The sequence below is a fragment of the Anaerococcus faecalis genome, assembly GCF_013371425.1.
Lineage (GTDB): Bacteria > Bacillota > Clostridia > Tissierellales > Peptoniphilaceae > Anaerococcus > Anaerococcus porci.
The window spans coordinates 52,273-72,994 of sequence record NZ_JABVBA010000004.1; the positions used below are offsets into that span (position 1 = coordinate 52,273).

Below are 20,722 nucleotides of genomic sequence, written 5' to 3' on the forward strand. Positions count from 1 at the left end.
AAGGGACGAGATTATCGCGGTACCACCCAATTTAATGAAAATTATTCATTCACTCTAATTATAAGCTCAAAGACGGATTCACTAACTTTCACCAAAGATTTTCACCAAACATCTTCTCTCTAAAGGCTATTTCTAGTTACTGCTTCTTATCATTGCTTTATTCAATTATTATTAGTATACTTTTTCTTTTATTTTTTTCAAATATTAATAAATTTATCTATTGCTTTTTGGGCAATTCCAATATCTTCTACAACTATCTTATCTCTAAAATAAGTATCATAATAAAGACCCTTTTTCATAAGTTGCATTGATACTATAAAATCAGAATCTACATATGTTCCAAAGTCCATTTCTCCATCACAATCATAACCTGATGGAATATCAATTGATATAGTAAAAATATTGCTTAGATTTATTATCTCTATCACATAAGAATAAATTCCAGAAACTGTCCTATTAAGGCCTGTTCCAAATATTGCATCAATTATTGTATTTATCTTCTCTAAATTATTTTTAAAAAATTCTATGTCGTCTATAGTCCTTATCTCAAAAATTTTGTCAGTCATTTTTTTACAAGACTCAAAGTTTATTAGAAAATCAGTACTTGCTTTTTTTATATCTCCAACTATATAAATTTCTACTTTTTTGCCTATAGAGAGTAGGTTACGTGCTAAAGCCATACCATCTGCCCCGTTATTTCCAACACTTGCAACAATTCCAAAAGAATTTCTTATATCAAGATTTATATTATTCAAAACAGCAAGACTTGCTCTTTCTACAAGACAAATAGATGGAATTTTAAGCTCATTTATAGCATATGCATCAATATTTTTCATAGTTTCTCTATCTACAATTATCATAATATCTCCTAAAATAAAAGTCTTAAATCGTCTCCATATATCTCTATAACATGAGATGAACCCATGATTCTTGAAAAAATTCTCTCTCCATATATTTCTCTTAATTCATCTTCTGAATAATTTGATGAAAATATAATAGATTTTTTATTTATAATCCTATCATTTACAATATCAAAAAGATTAGACTCATTGGAATTTCTATCATTTTCACTACCCAAATCGTCAATAATTAAAAGATCTGACTTAAATATAAGGTCATACTCCTCTTGTAAAAATTCCTTTCTTTCAGAAAAAGCATAAAGATAATCATTCATAAAGGAAAAAATTTTAGTTGCTGTCATATAAACTACTGAAAAATTCCTATCTAAGAGCTCTTTTGCGATAGAATTTATTAAAAATGTCTTTCCTCTTCCTACATCTCCAAAGATATAAAGGTTTGTGCTTGACTTGTCAAAGCTATTTATATAGGCTTTTGCATCCTTTCCAACCCTTATAATATTTTCATAAGGACTTATAGGATAATCCTTGTATAGATTTTTAGAATAAAGATTTGGGTTAAAAGTTCTAAAGTTTTCTCTTTGAAGTAAATTTTTGATATTTGATTGGGAATATCTTTCTTCAATTATAAGTTGTCTTCTACATCTACATATATCATTTCCAATAAAGCCTGTATCTTTACAAATATTGCAATGATAGTGAATTTTAAGGTAGTCTTTAGGGTAGAAGTTTTCTAAAAGTATTGTTTGTTTTTCTTCTTCAAGTTCCTTTAGTCTTTTTTTAAGTTCCTCTACATCAAAACCATCATAGGCCATAGATGCCGCCTTAAATCCAAATGCTTTAATGGTATTATCTATAGTTTTTACTCTAGGGAATTTCTCATAGATTTCTTCTTTTCTTTTTTGAAGATCTTCTTTATCCTTTATCCTTCTATTTTCTAGTATTCTTGAAATATTGTCCTTAATATCCATTACCTATCATCTCCTTCAAGAATTCTTCTAAATCTCTCCTCCCTTGCTTTTTGAGAGAAAGACTTATTGGCTGAATTTTTATTTTTTGAAGTGAAGATTTTTTTCCTAATATTTTTCTTAGACTGTTTTTGCCTTAAAAGCTTTTCTCTTTCTTCTTTAATTTTTAAATCATTAAGGCTAAATATAGATTGATCTCTCCAAGTTTTTAAAAAACCCATTACATATTTAACATCAACATTATTTATCTCTTTTGCCTGCCTAAAAGCCTCTGTTACAAGTTCTGGATCTTGCTTGTATTCATCTAGAGTTTCTTGAATTCTTCTAATATCTTGAGGGGTTAGCTTTCTTTGTATAATTCTTTCCACAGAGTCAAACATAACCGACTTTCTTTTTGATATATCAAGCATAGAAGATGAATCTTCATTTTTACTTTCTCCAAAATAAAGCTGTCTTAGAGATATGATTTCATAAAAATACTCACCATTTCCCTTATCCTTTTTTCTAAAAACTCCCATATTAACCCAATAATTCAGGCATTTTTCAAGTTTTTCATCATCAAAAAGAAGCTGTTTTTTTATCTTTTCTAAATCGACACTTCCCTCATTTTTCAAGTCCTTATAAACAAGCAAGAAAAGTTTTAGGCTATCACCATCAGCCATTGGAACATAGGTATTTAGAAACATATTTTCAAATGAAGTTTCACCCATGTCAAGGCTTAAATTTTGAATTTTAAATTCCAATTTTCTACCTCTCACCTTTTCTAATTCTCATCTGGCTTATCTTTGAATAAACCTTGTTATATCTTTTTACAAAAAACTCACCATCTATTTCAACATCCTGGTTTTCAAAGACTTCAAAACTTGTACCTATCTTTTTGAAACCAAGCTTTTCATATAATTTTTTTGCCCTTACATTAAAATCGTTGACCTCAAGATAAAGCTCATAAAATTTCATATCATTAAAATAGTAATCTAGTAGTATAGTCATAGCTTTAAATCCATACCCTTTTGATGTAAAAGCTGGATCAAAGACTATACCAAGGACTGATTTTTTTATGATTTTATTTATATCCTTAAGCCCTATAAAGGCTATAAATCTATCATCTTTAATTCTTCTGACTGCAAAGTACTTTTTCCTAAATCCCTTTACATTCCTATACCAGATTTCACTGTCAATTTCTGTAAAATTTCCATAATTATATCCCCTAAGCCTTTCATCTTCGAAAAGTTTCCAATATCTTAAATCAAAAGCATCATCTATATCAATTTCTTTTAGGTAAATTTCTTCATCTTTTCCAATTATTTCCATATTACTCTTCTTTTAAGCTAAGGTCTGTAAAGGTTGTACATTTCTTATGGAAGAATAGTTCCATAATACCTGTTGGACCATTTCTATGTTTGGCAAGTATTACTTTTGCAACATTCGGATTGTCTTCCTCGTCATAGTAATCTTCCCTATATAAAAGCATTACAACATCGGCATCTTGCTCTATTGCCCCTGATTCACGAAGATCTGATAAGATTGGCTTATGGTCACTTCTTTTATCAGCCTCACGGGATAACTGTGCAAGAGAAAGAATTGGGCAATTTATTTCTTTTGATAAAGACTTAAGCCCCCTAGAAATATTTGCAATCTCTTGTTGTCTATTGTCAAATCTTCCTTCCCCTGTCATAAGCTGTAAATAATCTATGACTACAAGATCAAGGCCTGATTCAGCCTTTAGTCTTTTACACTTACTCCTTAATTCCGATAAAGTAATTCCCGCCGTTTCATCAACATAAAGATCTTTTTCTTTTATACTTGTTATAGCTTCAACTATGGCAATCCACTCATCTGCTTCAAGTTGACCATTTATTATATTTTCAAGCTCAATCATAGAAACCATTGAGATAAGCCTTTGATTAAGCTGATATGTAGACATCTCAAGCGAAAAAAACGCTACTGATTTTCCAACTTTTGCTGCATTCCAAGCCATAGTAAGTCCTAAGGCGGTTTTTCCCATAGCTGGCCTTGCTGCAAGAAGAATTAATTGAGAGTTTTGAAGACCTGAAAGTTTATCATCAACTGTTGAAAGACCTGTTGTAACCCCTGTTATCTTTCCATCATTTAAACTTAAAAGCTCAAGTTGTCTTATGGTATCATCCATGGTATCGGAGACTCTAATGAGACCCTTATCAAGATTATTCTGGCTTATTTCAAATATCCTTGACTCAGCTTTCTCTATTACATCTTTAGCTTCTTTTTTCTCACTATAGGATTCTCCTACTATCTCTTCACATGTTGTAATAAGAGCCCTAAGTAAGGCCTTTTCTTTGACATTTTCAGCATATTGGTCAATATTTGGAGTATAAAATGAGGAGAGTGTTATCTCTGCAATGAACTCCTCTCCCCCTACTTCTTCCAAAATGTTTTCTGATTTTAATTTTGATATAAGACTTACTTCATCTATTTTTATGTCCTTTTGATACATAGAAATCAAAGTCTTATAAATTCTTTGACATCTTGAATCATAAAACTCATATGGCTTTATTAATTCTATAGCCTGGTCTATGGTTTCATTTTTTGTTAATATACATCCAATTATAGCCATTTCTGAACGAATGTCACTAGGCATTTGCCTAAGACTTTCTTCCATTATTCTGCCTCAACTATAACTTTTAAACTTGCACTTATTTGTTGGTATAACTTGATATCTACTGTATATTCTCCCAAAGAATCAATCTTATCAGTCTTATCTATTTTCTTTTTGTCAACTTCAATATTCTTTTTATTTAAAGCTTCCATTATATCCTTGCTGGTAATAGAACCGAATAATTTTCCTTCTTCTCCAGCTCTAACCTTAATAGTGATTTCAGTATTTTCAATTTTTTCTTTATTTTCCTTAGCCTTAGCTATATTTTCATCTTCTTGCTTTTTAATCTCTGCTTGATGTTCTCTAAGCTTAGCTAAATTTTCCTTATTAGCTTCGATTCCAAGATTGTTTGGAAGGATATAGTTTCTAAAGTATCCTTGCTTTACATTTACAACTTCACCCTTTTTCCCAATTTTCTTAACATCTTCAGTTAAAATTATCTTCATCTTCTGTCATCTCCTCTTCTAAGTATTCATTAATTGCTTTCCTAAGCATAAGCTCTGCTTCATCTATATCCATATCTAGTTGGGTTGCGGCTGCTGTTAAATGACCACCTCCACCGATTCTTTCAAGAATAAGTTGGACAGATATATCACCTAGACTTCTACCAGATATGTGAATTCTATCATTTGATCTTGTTAAAACAAAACTTGCCTTAACTCCTTTTATATTTAACAAATCATCTGCTGCCTGGCTTGCTATTAAGGTTGAGCCATCCATTTCTCTATTAAAATGTCCTATAGCTATGAAGTCATTTACAACAGAGGAGTCAGCTATAACCTCAGACTTATATTTTACTATTTCAAAGTCATCTTTAAACATTCTTTTTATAATAATTGAATCTGCCCCCCATCTTTTTAAGATTGATGCAGCTTCAAACGTCCTTACACCAGTTTGATAAACAAAATTCTTAGTATCTACGGTTATACCTGCAAGAAGGGCCTCTGCAACCGGAACTCTTGCCTTAAAGGATTCATCAAAGTAATTTAAAATCTCTGTTACAAGCTCACTTGCACTTGATGCATAAGGCTCTATATACGAAATCGTTGCATTTCTTATATAATTATTCCCTCTCCTATGATGATCTATTACTACAATTTGGTCAGTCCTATCAAGAAGTGATGGAGCTTCAGTTGAATTTTTCCTGTGATTATCTGTAACAATTACAAGGGATGCTTGATCCATTAATTCAAGTGCCCTAACTTCTGTTATTACATTCTCCCTAAATCCGTCTAAACTATCAACTGTCCTATTATATATATTTTCTATGGGTTTATTAACTTCATTAAGTAAGAAATAACAATCTTTTCCAGTACTTTTTACTATTTCATAAACTCCAAGAGCTGAGCCAAAGGAGTCCATATCCGGATTGTTATGACCCATAACAAAAACCTTTGAAGAAGACTCAATAAGTCTTTTTAGAGCTTGAGATATCACCCTTGATCTAACTTTTGAAGTTTTCTCAGTTGCTTTTGATTTTCCTCCAAAATATTCATAATTATCTCCCTCTTTAATAACAACTTGGTCTCCGCCACGAGATAGGGCAATGTCTATTGATATTCTTGAATCTTCATATACATCTAATGGTTTTTTCCCCGCAAGGCCTACCCCTATTGATAAAGTAGGTTGAATAGTATTTCCCCTATCCACTTCTCTTACAAGGTCAAGAATCTTAAACTTTGACTCATAGATTTTTTTATAATCATCAAAGTGTAGCATTACTATATATCTATCATTTTCATACTTTCTAACCATAGCCCCATACTCTTCAAAGTAGTTCATTATAATCCTATCAATCTCACCTGTAAGAGAGGATCTATCACTTGCCTTAGTAGATTGCCTTAAATCATCATAATTGTCTATATACATGGACAATACAACAAGTCTTCTATCTTTAAATATCTTTTTTATATTTTCATCACTTGTATTATCTATTCCATATACAAAGGTAAGATCTTTATCAAACTTATCCCTTTTTATGGTTGAATAATAAAATTCATAAGTTTTATCATATATTTTTACAGTAATAGGCTTTGATGATTCTCTATCAAAATCTACCTCGCTAAAATCGCTTATAAAATTATTTACACTTTTGCCTATTAAATGTTTGGCTTCAAATATATCTTTAAAATTTGAATTATGCCATTTTATCATTTTACCATCTTCAAGTATAACAATTGGAAAGGGCATTTGAAATACAACATTTTTTGTTATTTCATCAAAGGAATAATCCATCTCATCTATATATTCTTGAAAAAAATCTCTCTTATCCTCATCTAGTTTTTTTATATAAAAATATAAGACTATAGAAAGTATCAATCCAATAGTTGCAAATATTTTTTCATAAAAAAATAATACTATAGATACTAAAATAGGTAAGATAAGTAAAAATATATAATTTTCTTTAGTAAAAAACTTAAGTTTATCTTTCATATTGCCTCACTTTTTCTCTTATATTAAATACTACATCAATTGCTCCAATTACAGCAAAAACATCTGATAAAATTGCAAATACAAAGAATATCAAAACCCAATTTATAAATCTAGTAAGCTTTGATTTTTTTGCTGAAAAATAATCTAATAACAATAGACCATTTATCTGTAACAGACTCATTGTAACTGATAAAGCATTTAATTTAATAATTTCAAAGTCTAAACCTAGAAAATATGCAAAGGTGGAAATTAATAAAAATATTATAAATAATATAATAATATCCTTAATTTCCAACCTAAATCTATTTATACTTATTAAATCCCTAATCTTATCATCCCTGTAATTAAGGTAATTTCTTATAAGTTTTAGACAAATAAAATTATAAATAAGATTTAATATTACACACATTGCAGGAATTGTTCTAAGAGCGTTTACTATAAATATTTCATCAAGTTCAACTCCCTCACTTTCAAAAGCTTTTGACAACTCGCCTACGATTATTTTAAAGTCTATGTAACCTTTACTATAAATATACCCAAGTAAAGTCAATATAAATATTGATGTAAGTGACGTCAATATAAAAAGGCTAGTTTTATCTTCTATATCTCTTCTTATTAAAAAAATAATAAGTAATGAAAAGATAAGACTTGGAGATAAAACTATAAGTGTAAGGCTTAAATCCAGAATAGATGAAAATAAACCTGTTAAAAACAAGTATATAAAAGTTTCTTTCTTATCATACATTCCTAATTTTATAGTCATAAGTATGGGAATACTTAAAGAAAAAACCAGTAAATATTGTGATAAAAATAAAACAATCGAACTTATTATAGCAAATAACAAGGCATCATTTTTCTTATTTGATTTTTCTATCATAAAAATCCTTTCTTAATTTTTTATAGGACGTTTATTAAATAGATTATACAATTTTTCACAAAAAAAGCTAACCTTTTTAAGGCTAGCTTTCTTAAAAATTTATTATATCATTATAATAGATATGGATCATCTTCTGGATCTATAAACTTTGTAGGATCATAATCTGTTTTTATCTCTTTCCAATCTTTTTCACTTAAGTTCCTAGATGGTTTATTTAATTCTGGATGATCATTGTTTGCCTTAAAATTTCTTTCTTCACTGTCTCTTTTTGGAAGATTTAAGTCTACATCATTTATATCAATTTCTAAAGCTTTTGCAAGCCTTTTTCCATAGTCTTAATCAGCTTGATAGTATAAATCAATCCACCTATGTTTAATTTGATATGTTGAATTCCCAATAGCCCTTGCAGTATTTCACATATTGATCTTCAGTCATAGCATTGTATAAAAGACCTGGTTGAGTGAAGTAATCTGAGTCATCAAAATTAACCGCTATAAAAAATAAACGTTTATAAAATTCAACTCATAATCTTAGAATTTATAAATCAAGACTCTTATGGTATATTGATATAAAGAAAGTGTACAAGGAAGTGTAATTTTGAATAAAGATAAAAATAAGATAAGCTTTACCATTATTTCTGATACCCATATTTTATCTAGAGAATTAATGGCAGATAATAAAGAATTTAATATGGCTGTAAAATATGATAGGAAATTTTTAGTAGAGGGGCAAGGACTTTTAAAAGAGGCCTTAAAACTTGCAAGCACAAATGAAAGTAAATATCTTCTAATACCAGGAGATTTGACAAAAGATGGTGAATTAAAATCTCACCTTGAAGTATCCTCTATCCTTAAAAAATGGAAAGATGAAGATAAGGATAGGCGAATCTTTCTAATTCCTGGAAATCACGATATAAATAACTACCAAGCATATAATTATAGAAAACTTGAAAATACTAAAACTATTGAACCTAAAGATTTTTTCGATATATATGATTTTACTTATAAAAACAATATTATAAGTTTTTATAAGGATAGTTATCATTTTAAGAAATATCTAGATATACTTAATAAAAAATATGCAAGAGATGATAGGGATAAATACTACTGCCAGGGTTATCTTTCTTTTGCAGCAAGACTTGATGATAAGCTGTCAAATAAAAATTCTATATCTCTAATATTTTTAGATTCTTCAATTTATTCACTAGACTATGAACAAAATCATAAAGATAGAAAAAATAATGTAGTTGGAGCTCTTGATAAAAATCTTATGAAATGGGCCGTAGATGAGATTGAAAAAGCTAAAAAAAGAAAGGATATGATTTTTGTCCTAGCTCACCATGCCTTAATTCCAAACTTCAGAAATCAAAGATTGGTACTTGGACCTTTTATCATTAAAAATTGGAATAAAAAATATGAAGATTCCGATAAGCGTATAAATAATAAACTACCCATAGAAGTTTTGGCTGATATGAAAGTTAAATTTGTCTTTACAGGTCACCTCCATGAAAATGGAACTGCCAAATATAAGTCAAAATGTGGAAATGAAATATTTAATATCCAAACAGGCTCTACTGTAACTTATCCCCTCCCTATAAGACAAATTAACGCTTATGATGATATAGAAGATTTTAAGGGTTTTTCACTTGATATGAAAACTCAGCTTATAAAATCATTTGAATTTACTGACTTAAAGGGTGAAGATAAGAAAATAAGTAATTCCATAAAATATGCCCTAGAAAATCAATTAAGTCTAAAGGATGTATTATTTAACTATGTCCATTCAATGGCTAAAAACCCATTGATTTCAAATATGGATATAAAAGAACTAATCTTAAATAATTTAAGTAGAACGCTAAAAATACATCTTTCAAATAAACTTTATCTTGAAGAAATTTTTGATAAATACATGGATAAATTTCCATTTCACATTGATAAGTTTGGTGATGTATCTTATATTAAACTTAAAGATGAATCATTTATAAAAATAGATGCTTATAGATCTCATGCCTATATAAAAACGAGTGATTTAGAAGAGTGCATAGAAATATTGGTAAAGCAGTTCGAAGATAAGATTATGACCACAGACAATATCATTTATTATTATGATAAGCTTATGAAAAAGGTACTTTCTATGCCTATAGGCAAAAATCATGACCAAACTCTTTATGATTTTTCGAACTATATTTATCAATACAAAAACTTAAATGAAAAAAGCACTCCATCTTATGTAGTAGAATTTATGGCAAAACTTAACAACCCGGATTTTTCTATAACTGATACAGTTATTGATTATTGTGAAAGTGAAATAAATGAAATCTTTGAATTTTTAACTAAAAATATTTCATTTGAAAAAAATGGATCTAAAGATGAATTTTTCGATACTCTTCTTACTAGTAGGGGACTTTTTTTCCAAGGTATAATAACTTATATAAAAAGAAAATCAAATAATCTTCATCAGCTTTTAACCTTTATTGCTAAGTTTATCTTGAAAAAAAGAGCAGTTAAGGGAGTTGATATAGCTAAATTTATTGTATCATATAAAAAAGTTACTGATATAAAAGAAAATATGGGAAGGAAAATTCTTGGAAGGGCAAATCTTCGTTCTTATATAATCGATCTTGTTAAGTCAATAAATAGTGAAGTCATTGAAACCTATGAAAATGAAGACTTAAATGAAAGAGATCATTACTTTGCCTATGTAGAATATGATGATAAAAAATAAGAACTTCTTATTAATGATATGTACTCTCTTTACTAGAAAAACAAGTAAAGAAAGTACACATCACTAATTGCAACAGACCGATTTTCAAATCATATGTAAACTTAATAATAATTATTAAATTGTTACCATTAAAATTATATTCCCATATTTCATCTTAAAGTATAGATAACTATATATTTAAATCGTAATCACATTTTACCTTTTTAAATTATTCATTATCATTTTATTTAATAATTTCATCATTAAATTTACTATATATTGCCCCATTTATATGGAATTTTTCATAAAAATTGTCATTTTGACTTAGAGCCCATTAATTTTTATTTATAAGAAATTAAAATAATTCTTAATTTAAAAAAATGACTACTGCAGAATCTGCAATAGTCATTTTTCATTAATTTTTTTAAAAGTCTTTTAAATCTGCTTTTCTTTTTTCTAAGAATGCTGTCATCCCTTCTTTTTTATCATGAGTATCAAATGTTGATGCAAAAGTATTTGCTTCAAGTTGGATACCTGTATGAAGATCTGATTCTAGTCCAAGATTTATGGCTTGTTTTGCTAAAGTTACTGCATAACTTGCTTGAGCTTTTATCTTTTCAGCCATTTGTGTACAATAATCAATTAACTCTTCTTTTTCAACTACATGATTTACAAGACCAATTCTATAAGCTTCATCAGCTTTGATTGAGTCTGTTGTAAATATTAATTCTTTAGCAATTCCCTTTCCCACTAATCTAGGAAGCCTTTGTGTTCCACCAAATCCTGGTATTATTCCAAGACCTACTTCAGGTTGACCGAATCTTGCATTCTTGCTTGCTATTCTTATATCACAAGCCATAGAAATTTCACATCCACCACCTAAGGCAAATCCATTTACAGCAGCTATAGTAACTTGTGGCATTTCTTCAAGCATATTAAATGTTTCATAAGCGAGTAAACTCATATCTCTTGCTTGTTGAGAATTAGAGTTAACCATTTCAGAGATATCAGCACCAGCTACAAAAGATTTTTCTCCACCACCTGTAAGAATCAAAACTTTAACATCTTTTCTACTTCTAATGTCATTAAAAGTTTCATTTAATTCTTTTAAAGTTTCAGTATTAAGAGCATTAAGAGCTTTTGGTCTGTCGATAGTAACATAAGCAATTTCATTTTCAACATTTAGCTTAATATTATTCATTGTAAATCTCCTTTAAATTTATATAACGATTTCTAACTATATTTTATATGATATACTATTGTTTAATTTTTGTCAAGCAACTTAAAATTAAAACACCCATAGGGTGCTTTTTATAAATTTATATAATCTTGTGACAAAACCGGTTCTTGAGTTAGGTTAAAGTGCATTTTAAGAAGAGTTTTCTTATCACTTTCATCTAAAATATTTGTTGAATGTACATCTAAATTTTTAAGGTAAGCTAATTTTTCCATAGCAAGGTGAGTCACAGGATTAGTTGTAGCAGATATGGATAAAGCTATTAAAACATCATTTACTGACAATGACTCATCCTTTTCTTTTAAAATATCTTCTTTAAGCTTTAACACTGGTTCAAGTATATGCGGTGATATAAGTGGTATGTCATCATTTATACCAGCAACTTTTTTTAAAGCATTTAAAATACAGGCTGCAGGTGCAGACATAAGAGTTGATTTTTTGCCAGTAACTATCTCTCCATCACTAAGTTGAATAGCGAAACTTTCTACATGACTTTGTTTTTGCTTTTCACGTGCTCTTACAGCTACTTTTCTATCACTTGCTTCAAGATTAAGTCCACTCATTAAAAATTCTATTTTTTCTACTGGTTTAAAGTCTATTTTTGCAAGTTTATAGTCAACTAAAGCATTATAATATCTTCGTATAATCTCATCCTTGCTGGCCTTTATAGTTTTATCTTCATCTTCTATACAAAAACCAACCATGTTTACCCCCATATCTGTAGGTGACTTATAAGGGCAAGATCCTGATATTCTTTCAAACATTTGCTTTAATATTGGAAAGGCTTCTACATCTCTATTATAATTTACTGTAGTTTTTCCATAAGCCTCTAGGTGGTAAGGATCTATCATATTCACATCATTAAGATCAGCTGTAGCAGACTCATAAGCAATATTTACAGGGTGTTTTAGTGGGAGATTCCATACTGGAAATGTTTCAAACTTAGCATATCCTGCATTTATTCCTCTTTCATTTTCAAGATACATCTGAGAAAGACAAGTAGCAAGTTTTCCACTTCCTGGACCTGGTCCTGTAACTACAACAAGGTCTCTTTGAGTTTCTATATAATCATTTTTTCCAAATCCTTCCTTGCTTATGATATTAGGAATGTTATTTGGATAACCTTCTATATCATATGTCTTATAATTTTTAATATTTAGACTATCTAGATACTTAGCATATTTAATAGCTTGTGGTTGATTATCAAATTGTGTTATAACTACAGAGTTTACAAAAAATCCCAAATTTTCAAAAGCAGACTTTAATCTTAAAACCTCACTATCATAACCTATATCAAGATCTGATCTAATTTTATTTGATTCGATATCATTTGCATTTATTACTATTACTATTTCAGTAATATCCTTAAGTTTCTTCAACATTTGAAGTTTGGAATCAGGTAGAAAACCTGGCAAAACTCTAGATGCATGCGCATCATCGAAAAGTTTACCACCAAATTCTAGATATAACTTGTCAAATTCTTTAATTCTTTCTTCAATTTTTTCTGATTGAATTTCTATATATTTATCATTATTAAAAGCTTTTTTTTCCATACCTACCTCCTATAATACAGATTACATTATACCATATAAAAAATGACTTTTTTATATAAAATAAAAAAAAGATACGATAAAACGTACCTAATTTTCATCACTAACATCAAATTTATCCCAACCAGCACTCTTATACACTTTATTATCTTTATCTATCCACATTGCCTCTGCCTTAAATTTTTCTAACAGTTTCTTACCTTCATCTAGATCTTTTATAAAAAGAGCTGTAGATAACGCATCTGCTTGGCCAATATCATCTAGGATAACTGAAACTGATTTAAAGTTTGTTGATGGATAGTTTGTCTTTGGATCTATAATATGATGGTATCTTTTGCCATCTACCTCATAAAACCTTTCATAATCTCCACTTGTAACAACTGAAGTATTTTTTACAGATACTATTGCAGCATAAGGATTTTTTTCAGATAAAGAAGGATCTTTTATAGCAATCTTAAAATTATCTACACCTTTTTTTGGATTATTTCCAATTATTGCCACATCTCCTCCAACTGATAAGAGACCACTTTTAAGTCCATTTTTAATCAAATCTCTTTTTATAAGTTCTGTTGCATAGCCCTTACCTATACCACCAATATCAATTTGAACATCAGGATCACTTATATATACTGTTTTTTCATTTTCATCAATTTCAATAGCATCTATATTTTTATGCTTACTTGCTTCATCTAATTCTTCATCTTTAGGAAGTCTTGCCTTATCCTTGTTATTTAGACCCTCTTCTCTGTAATCCGACCAAATCTGTAATACTCTTCCATAGGCTATATTAATATCACCATCAGTTTCTTTGTACCATTTCTTACCTTCTTTTATAAGATCTATTATGGATTGATCAACCTTTACCTTCTCTTTTCCAGCTTTTTCGTTTATGGTTGTGATATTATTTATATCTTTATATGAATCATAATTATTAAAAAGTTTATGGTATTTTGCCATTTCACTTTCTACTAATTCCTTATACTTATTATATTCATCTTCATTTTTACAGTAAGCTGTAAAAGATGTTATAGTATCAAAATAATCATATATACTTGTTTCATATTTTTGAAGCTCGGATGCACTTGTATCATCTTTGCTAGATTTTTTCTTATCCTCTATACCTAAACTTTCTTTTGATGCAGGTTCTACTTTCTTAACTTCTTTATTAGAACAAGCAGTTAAATTAAGTAAAAGTATAAGAGCTAATACGCTTTTTTTTATCATAAATTAAAATTTATCCCTATTATATATATTAATTGTATCCATATCCTTAACAACCTTAATATTCTCTTCATTAGCCCAATTCAATAAGATATCGCCAGCTATTTTTTCTCTAAAAGCCTGAAGTTTATTCTCAAGACCCAATTCATAAATAATATCTAAAAACTCTTCACCTTGAGCATATTCATTATAGTTTTCAAAGAACCTATCCTTAATGTGACTATCAAGCATATCTATAAAAGCTTCACGAGCAAGCTTCCCATTTACAGCCTCTTTTCCAGGCATACAGACAAACTCTTCCATATTCTGTTCTATATCAATATAAGATTCTTCTATATCTTCATTTGTGTCTACATCTTCCATAATTCTTACAAGATCAAGCGTTTTTAAATTTAACCAAATATTTTTAAGATATGGATTATCCCAAATTGTCCATTTTTCTACCAACCATGATAGATTGATAGCTTTATCATTTCTTGCCATCTTATTTTATTTCAAAAACTAGGGCTTCATATTCCCAAAGCTCAAGTTTAAGATTCTCCCCCTTGCTAATTTTTATATCATCTCTTTTTTCTTTATCATATCCAAAATCTTTGGATAAATTATTTAATCTTTCTATAAAAGTTAAGTCTTCATCAAATGAAACCTCATAAGATTTCTTATAGGTATTTGTCATATTCAATACCACAAGAAATCTCGAATCATTGGCTCTTCTTTCATAAACAAAGACTGAATTTTGATTATCGTCAACAACCTTCCACGAAAAACCATCCTCAACAAAGTCTTTTTCATAAAAGGCCTTATTTTTTAAATATAGGTTATTTAAAGACCTAATATATTTTTTGAAGTTATCATGGATTGGAAATTTCAATATATCCCAATTTAAAGACTCATTTTCGTCCCACTCATCAAAGGTTGCTAACTCATTTCCCATAAAGTTAAGTTTTTTCCCAGGATGAGTTATTTGATATGTGTATAAAAGCATAAGTTCTTTAAACCTATCAATATAAGATCCATTCATCTTTAAAATCATAGGTTTTTTTAAATGAACTACCTCATCATGGCTAAGTGGAAGTATAAAATTCTCCCTATAAAAATAGTACATAGAAAAATTAATCTTTCCTTGATGCTTAATCCTATTAATAGAATCAATTTCAAAGTACTTACAAGTGTCATTCATCCACCCTAAATCCCACTTATAGTCAAATCCAAGGCTATCATTACCATTCTTACTTGTAACAAATTCATAAGAAGATGAATCTTCTGCAATTTTCATTAAACTTGGATACCTTTTATCTAAATAGGAATTAAGTTCTTTTAAAAATCTAATATTAGCTTTATTTAAACCCCTATTTTTATTTCCATCATTATAAATCATATTAGATACTGCATCTATCCTTATTCCATCTAAGTGACACTTTTCTATCCAAAAATTTATAGCTGATTTCATAAAACTTCTAACATGGCCCTTTGAAAAATCAAAGTTTAAAGATCCCCACTGTGAGTATTGTAAATCTTTATAATCAGGTTCGTAAAGGCTATCTCCATCAAAGTATTTCAAAGCATAAAAATCTTCAGCAAAATGAACTACGACAAAATCTAATATTACTCCTATATCATTTTTATGGCAAAGATTTATAAATTTTTGTAAATCATTGATAGAGCCATACCTTGAAGTAAATGCGAAAAAGCCTGAAACTTGATAGCCCCAAGAAGGATAATAAGGATGTTCTGTAAGAGGCATAAGCTCAATATGGCTATACCCCATTTTCTTTATATAAAAAATCAATTTATCTGCTATATCAAGTATATTTAAATTTTTTCCATATTTTAGCCAAGAACCTATATGAATTTCATATATATTTAAGGGTTTATCAAAATTTTTATTTCTCTTTTTAAGCCATTTATCATCTGTAAATTCAAATGACGTATCTACAATTTTTGATGCAAATTGAGGAGCTTGGTCAAGGTAGTTTGCATAAGGGTCAAATTTTTCAAATCTAAATCCATTATTTTCCAAAAGATACTTATAAAAATCTCCCTCTTTTGCCTTTATATATTTAAAGAAATATCCAAATTCTTCATCTTTGTACATTTCAATATCTTCCCAATTTGAAAAATCACCTCTTATAAAGGCCCTATTTGCATTAGGTGCATATAATCTAAATATATAACCATCTTCATACTTTGTTGCTCCAAAAATATCAAAAGCCGTAAAGTTATCTCCACTTATATAGGATTTTAGATTTTCATAATCAACATCCAAAATTTTAACATCCATATTATTCCTTTAATAAATCTTCTATATGTTTTATCAGTATTTCAATACCCCTAGTATTTTTTGCTCCTCTAGGAATTATGATATCTGCATATTTTTTTGTAGGCTCTACATATTTTTCATGCATAGGCTTAACTTGCTTAATATATTGAGTTAGTACTGAATCAAGCGACCTTGATCTTTCCTTTGTATCTCTTAATATTCTTCTTTGAAGCCTAACATCGCTATCAGCATCTACAAATACCATAGTATCAGTAATATCCCTTATCATTTTATCATATAAAACTAAAATTCCTTCAATAAGGATAATCTTTTTAGGTGATACATGGACAGTTTTATCGCTTCTAGTATGGATATTATAATCATAGATAGGCATATCAATTTCCTTACCACTTTTGAGTCTTTTTAAATCCCTAATAAACATTTCATTGTCAAAGGCATTAGGCTCATCATAGTTTAATTTTTCCCTTTTTTCAAAAGGAATATCATTATGGGCTTTATAATAATTATCATGACCCATAACAAATAAATCATCAGCAAAGTAATTTTTAATATAATCTACAATAGTGCTTTTTCCACTTGCAGATCCCCCTGCTATAGCAATAATCTTACTTTCCATCTTAATTTACTCTATTTGATATTTCCCCATTCAAGAACTTATATAAGTTGTCAAATACTATATCACATCTTATATTCATAGCCTCTTGGGTAAAAAATGCTATATGATTAGTCAAAACTGCGTTCTTAGCATTTCTTAATGGGTAATTCTTATCTATTGGAGGTTCCATATCAAATACATCAATTCCTGCCCTAAGCTTATCTTCATTCAATAACTTAGCAAGATAGTTATTATCTACTATTGGCCCTCTTGCACAATTTATTAAAATAGACTTATCCTTCATCAAATCTAATTCTTTTTGTCCAATAAATCCAATTGTTTCATCATTTTGTGGAAGATGAATTGTAACAATATCAGATTCTTTTAACAACTCTTCTAGACTTACGTACTTAGCTCCTAATTTCTTAGCCTTATCTTTTTCACTTCTATTATAGGCTAAGATTTCTGCACCAAATGCCTTTAATAATTCTATTACCCTAAGTCCTATCTTACCTGTACCAACTACTCCAACCTTTTTCCCTTTAATTACTTGTCCTAAAAGATTATTATTTTCATCTTCATACATATTTTTCTTATTTAGGTCAAACTTTCTCATAACTGAAATAATAAGTCCAATTACAAGCTCAGCTACTGAATCATCGGAATACCCACTTGCATTTTCAACTATAATATTATTTTCATCACAAGCCTTAAGATCAACATGATCAACACCTGTAAAGGCAACATCTATCAATTTAAGATTGGTGTTTTCTATTACATTTCTGGAAAATTTATTATTAGTAATCATAGCAACTTCACTATTTTCAAGTCTTTTTATAATCTCATCATCACCTTTAGCACTTTCTTTGAAATATTCAAATTCGTGTCCTAATTCTTCTAGCTTTTTTTTGTGAGCCTTAATTTTTTTATCATCTACAACTAACGGATCTATTAAAGATATTTTCATAATTACTCCTTTTATATTTACTTAATAATCTTGATTATATTATACCAATATGATAAATTTAATTAAAGAAAGGATTTAATAATGGCAGTAGGAATTTCATTTAAAGAGGGAAAATGCTTGGAAGCAATAGAATATTATTGTGATATATTTGGTATAGATTTCCCGAAAAAAATAATAAGATACTCAGACTTCGAGTGCTATAACTTCCCTAAAGATGTAAGAAATAGGATTTATAATTCAAAGCTTGAGATATATGGTAATAATGTTTATTTATTTGATACTACAGATGATAAACATTGGGTAAATGGTAACAATGGAAGGGTTGTTATAGAAACAAATAGCGAAAATTTATATAAGGCCTTTCAAAAATTAAAAGAAGAATCTATAATTTTAATGGAACCCCAAAAAATTAATAAGAAATTATTCACAACTCTTATTGATAAATATAATGTTCATTGGCAAATAATTGCAGATACATAAGTCGACTTAGTTCGGCTTTTTTCTTTTTCTTAAATTTTCAAAAAAATCTTTCAACAATTTATGACTTTCATCTTTCATTAAACCAAATTCTGCATCAAGGTAGTGTAACTGAGTCCTATCTCCAGTTATGTTGGTATTTGACCCACAAGCTCCTCTTTTTACATCAGCAAGAGCAATTACTAGTCTTTTTATCCTCGAATTTATTATAGCACCTGCACACATAGAACAAGGTTCCATTGTTACATACATTGTACAATCTGATAGCCTAAAATCTCCTACAACTTTTGTAGCCTTGTCTATGGCAATAATTTCAGCATGTTTTAAGGCGGATTTTCCCTTAAAGGTATAGTTATGACCCCTTCCTATAATTTTTCCACCTCTTTCAATAACACATCCTATAGGAACTTCATCTTCAAGTTTTGCAAGTTTAGCTTCATTTATGGCTTCTTTCATGTAAAATCTATCGTCCATAATTTCTCCTTAAATTTTTTAGTTTATTATTATATATTTTATTTAAGATAAGAAAAAGGAAAGACTGTAAATCAATCTTTCCCTTATAATTTTGGCGTCCTGGAGAGGATTCGAACCTCCGACACCCGCCTTAGGAGGGCGGTGCTCTATCCAGCTGAGCTACCAAGACTTACTTTATAAGTATAACATAAAGATAGAAAAAGTAAAACTTTTTCTATCTAGCTATTATACATTTGACTAAAAAATCACAAGCATCAGATATAGTTCTTTTAAATCTCGTAAAGTCACTTGCTCTTTCTTGTTCTTTATTGCTAACTAGGTCAATTTCATAATTCTTATCATTATATGAAATATTGGCCTTACCAAAGACTTCTCCTTTTTTTATAGGAGCCTTAATATTTTTATTTATGTCATATTTTACACTAGGCATAGTATTATCTTTTACAATAAAACTTAAATCTTCACTTGGATAAAGCTCTACATAACCTTCTTTTACTGAGTTTACCCTTACGGACTTTAAAGGATGATTTGTATCAGCTATTTTTTTGAAGTTAAAAACTCTTGATACATAATATATTAAATCAGTCATAGCCATATCCCTGACCTCTTTATCACTAGCACCCATAACTATGCCTATTGCCCTATAATTATTTTTATTATTAAGCTTTGACATATCTATAGTTGTAGTTAGACAACTCTTTGCCTCTTCAGTTGTTCCAGTCTTTAGTCCATCTACACCATCAATCTCTCCTATAAGCGGAATAGTAGATTTCTCGTTGATTCCTCTTTTTGAGTCATTTATCTCTCTAATTTTAGAATATTCTAATATATCTGGATACTTATCAAGAATAATTCTTACAAGCTCAAATAAATCTTTGGCAGATGAGGAATTTTGCTTATTATCTTCTGTATTAAGGCCAGAAGCATTATAAAATTCTTGACTAGTAAGACCTAATTCTTTTGCTTTTTCATTCATATTTTGCGCGAATTTATCTTCACTTCCAGAAATACTTGTTGCCAAAAGATTTGCACAGTCATTACCACTTACTACAATTAAACCTGTAATGAGTTCTTTTACAGTATATTCTTCCCCTTCTTTTATTCCAAGCTTTGAATATCCTGGCCCTGTAAGTTCTTCAGCCTCTTTTGTTCCCTTTATTTTTGTGTCAAGACTTAGCTTGCCTTGATCAATTTGATCTCTTACCAAAAGAAAAGTCATAAGCTTTGACATAGATGCTATAGGATATTTAGTCTCTGCATCTTTTTGATAGAATATATCTCCATTTTCTTCATTTCCTATTATATAGGCTCTTACATTTTCATCTACCCCTACAATATTATCTCCAGCTTGTCTTTCACTATCATCAGCAAAAGAAACAAGTGGAGAGATTATAAAGATTAAACTTAAGAAAAATATAAGTGTTTTCTTCCCTCTTTTCATCTATAC

19 protein-coding genes, 1 tRNA gene and 1 other annotated feature (1 of these 21 cut by a window edge) are annotated in these 20,722 nt (G+C 29.1%); of the genes, 2 read left to right on the forward strand and 18 right to left on the reverse strand.

Annotated elements, in window-relative coordinates:
* Positions 1–162 (reverse strand) — a binding site (T-box leader) (it extends 2 nt beyond the left edge of the window).
* A 35-nt stretch (positions 163–197) separates the two neighbouring features.
* From HV819_RS04915 to HV819_RS04950, 8 genes are read right to left on the reverse strand one after another with little or no spacing between them, the layout of a single operon-like run.
* Entirely contained in the window at positions 198–860 is a 663-nt protein-coding gene (locus tag HV819_RS04915; protein WP_154541595.1) for an NAD(P)H-hydrate epimerase, read from the reverse strand.
* Between the two features lie 8 nt (positions 861–868).
* Positions 869–1,828: an ATP-binding protein gene (locus HV819_RS04920; RefSeq protein ID WP_154541597.1), complete on the reverse strand. Its 960-nt coding sequence runs from the start codon at positions 1,826–1,828 to the stop codon at positions 869–871.
* Positions 1,828–2,583, reverse strand: coding sequence for a DnaD domain-containing protein (locus HV819_RS04925; RefSeq protein WP_176269661.1), 756 nt, complete (start codon positions 2,581–2,583; stop codon positions 1,828–1,830). The genes HV819_RS04920 and HV819_RS04925 overlap by 1 nt, the downstream gene beginning before the upstream one ends.
* Positions 2,573–3,136, reverse strand: coding sequence for a GNAT family N-acetyltransferase (locus tag HV819_RS04930; protein WP_154541599.1), 564 nt, complete (start codon positions 3,134–3,136; stop codon positions 2,573–2,575). The genes HV819_RS04925 and HV819_RS04930 overlap by 11 nt, the downstream gene beginning before the upstream one ends.
* 1 nt (position 3,137) lies before the next feature.
* Positions 3,138–4,463 (reverse strand): replicative DNA helicase, encoded by a 1,326-nt coding sequence (gene dnaB, locus HV819_RS04935; protein ID WP_154541601.1) that lies wholly within the window; start codon positions 4,461–4,463, stop codon positions 3,138–3,140.
* Positions 4,463–4,906: a 50S ribosomal protein L9 gene (gene rplI / locus HV819_RS04940; RefSeq protein ID WP_154541603.1), complete on the reverse strand. Its 444-nt coding sequence runs from the start codon at positions 4,904–4,906 to the stop codon at positions 4,463–4,465. The genes dnaB and rplI overlap by 1 nt, the downstream gene beginning before the upstream one ends.
* Positions 4,887–6,893 carry a DHH family phosphoesterase gene (locus HV819_RS04945; RefSeq protein WP_154541605.1) on the reverse strand — a complete coding sequence of 669 codons (2,007 nt, stop codon included), beginning with the start codon at positions 6,891–6,893 and terminating at the stop codon, positions 4,887–4,889. Before HV819_RS04945 ends, rplI begins: the two co-directional genes overlap by 20 nt.
* Complete coding sequence (locus tag HV819_RS04950) at positions 6,883–7,770, reverse strand: DUF2232 domain-containing protein (RefSeq protein WP_154541607.1); 888 nt, start codon at positions 7,768–7,770, stop codon at positions 6,883–6,885. Before HV819_RS04950 ends, HV819_RS04945 begins: the two co-directional genes overlap by 11 nt.
* A gap of 597 nt (positions 7,771–8,367) precedes the next feature.
* Here HV819_RS04950 and HV819_RS04955 point away from each other — a divergent pair.
* Positions 8,368–10,494, forward strand: coding sequence for a metallophosphoesterase family protein (locus HV819_RS04955; RefSeq protein WP_229771239.1), 2,127 nt, complete (start codon positions 8,368–8,370; stop codon positions 10,492–10,494).
* Positions 10,495–10,897: 403 nt separating this feature from the next.
* Here the strand turns inward: HV819_RS04955 and HV819_RS04960 are convergent, their stop codons facing one another.
* The 7 genes from HV819_RS04960 to HV819_RS04990 form a co-directional block, all read right to left on the reverse strand.
* Positions 10,898–11,674 (reverse strand): enoyl-CoA hydratase-related protein, encoded by a 777-nt coding sequence (locus HV819_RS04960; protein ID WP_154541609.1) that lies wholly within the window; start codon positions 11,672–11,674, stop codon positions 10,898–10,900.
* Positions 11,675–11,784: 110 nt separating this feature from the next.
* Positions 11,785–13,263, reverse strand: coding sequence for a DUF1846 domain-containing protein (locus HV819_RS04965; RefSeq protein WP_154541611.1), 1,479 nt, complete (start codon positions 13,261–13,263; stop codon positions 11,785–11,787).
* Positions 13,264–13,350: 87 nt separating this feature from the next.
* Positions 13,351–14,484 (reverse strand): FAD:protein FMN transferase, encoded by a 1,134-nt coding sequence (locus tag HV819_RS04970; protein ID WP_154541613.1) that lies wholly within the window; start codon positions 14,482–14,484, stop codon positions 13,351–13,353.
* 3 nt (positions 14,485–14,487) lie between these two features.
* Positions 14,488–14,964 carry an acyl carrier protein gene (locus HV819_RS04975; protein ID WP_154541615.1) on the reverse strand — a complete coding sequence of 159 codons (477 nt, stop codon included), beginning with the start codon at positions 14,962–14,964 and terminating at the stop codon, positions 14,488–14,490.
* A gap of 1 nt (position 14,965) precedes the next feature.
* The gene (glgB, locus tag HV819_RS04980) at positions 14,966–16,762 is read right to left on the reverse strand and encodes a 1,4-alpha-glucan branching protein GlgB (protein ID WP_154541617.1); all 1,797 of its coding nucleotides are present in this window, start codon (positions 16,760–16,762) and stop codon (positions 14,966–14,968) included.
* 1 nt (position 16,763) lies between these two features.
* Positions 16,764–17,378 carry a uridine kinase gene (udk, locus tag HV819_RS04985; protein ID WP_154541619.1) on the reverse strand — a complete coding sequence of 205 codons (615 nt, stop codon included), beginning with the start codon at positions 17,376–17,378 and terminating at the stop codon, positions 16,764–16,766.
* Position 17,379: 1 nt separating this feature from the next.
* Positions 17,380–18,324 (reverse strand): NAD(P)-dependent oxidoreductase, encoded by a 945-nt coding sequence (locus HV819_RS04990; protein WP_154541621.1) that lies wholly within the window; start codon positions 18,322–18,324, stop codon positions 17,380–17,382.
* An 81-nt stretch (positions 18,325–18,405) separates the two neighbouring features.
* On the opposite strand from HV819_RS04990, the gene HV819_RS04995 reads away from it, so the two are divergent.
* Entirely contained in the window at positions 18,406–18,804 is a 399-nt protein-coding gene (locus HV819_RS04995) for a VOC family protein (RefSeq protein ID WP_154541623.1), read from the forward strand.
* Positions 18,805–18,810: 6 nt separating this feature from the next.
* Here the strand turns inward: HV819_RS04995 and HV819_RS05000 are convergent, their stop codons facing one another.
* The 3 genes from HV819_RS05000 to HV819_RS05010 form a co-directional block, all read right to left on the reverse strand.
* The gene (locus HV819_RS05000; protein ID WP_154541625.1) at positions 18,811–19,275 is read right to left on the reverse strand and encodes a nucleoside deaminase; all 465 of its coding nucleotides are present in this window, start codon (positions 19,273–19,275) and stop codon (positions 18,811–18,813) included.
* Positions 19,276–19,367: 92 nt separating this feature from the next.
* Positions 19,368–19,444 (reverse strand) — tRNA-Arg (locus tag HV819_RS05005).
* A 45-nt stretch (positions 19,445–19,489) separates the two neighbouring features.
* Positions 19,490–20,716, reverse strand: coding sequence for a D-alanyl-D-alanine carboxypeptidase family protein (locus HV819_RS05010; protein ID WP_154541627.1), 1,227 nt, complete (start codon positions 20,714–20,716; stop codon positions 19,490–19,492).
* Positions 20,717–20,722: the final 6 nt, after the last annotated feature.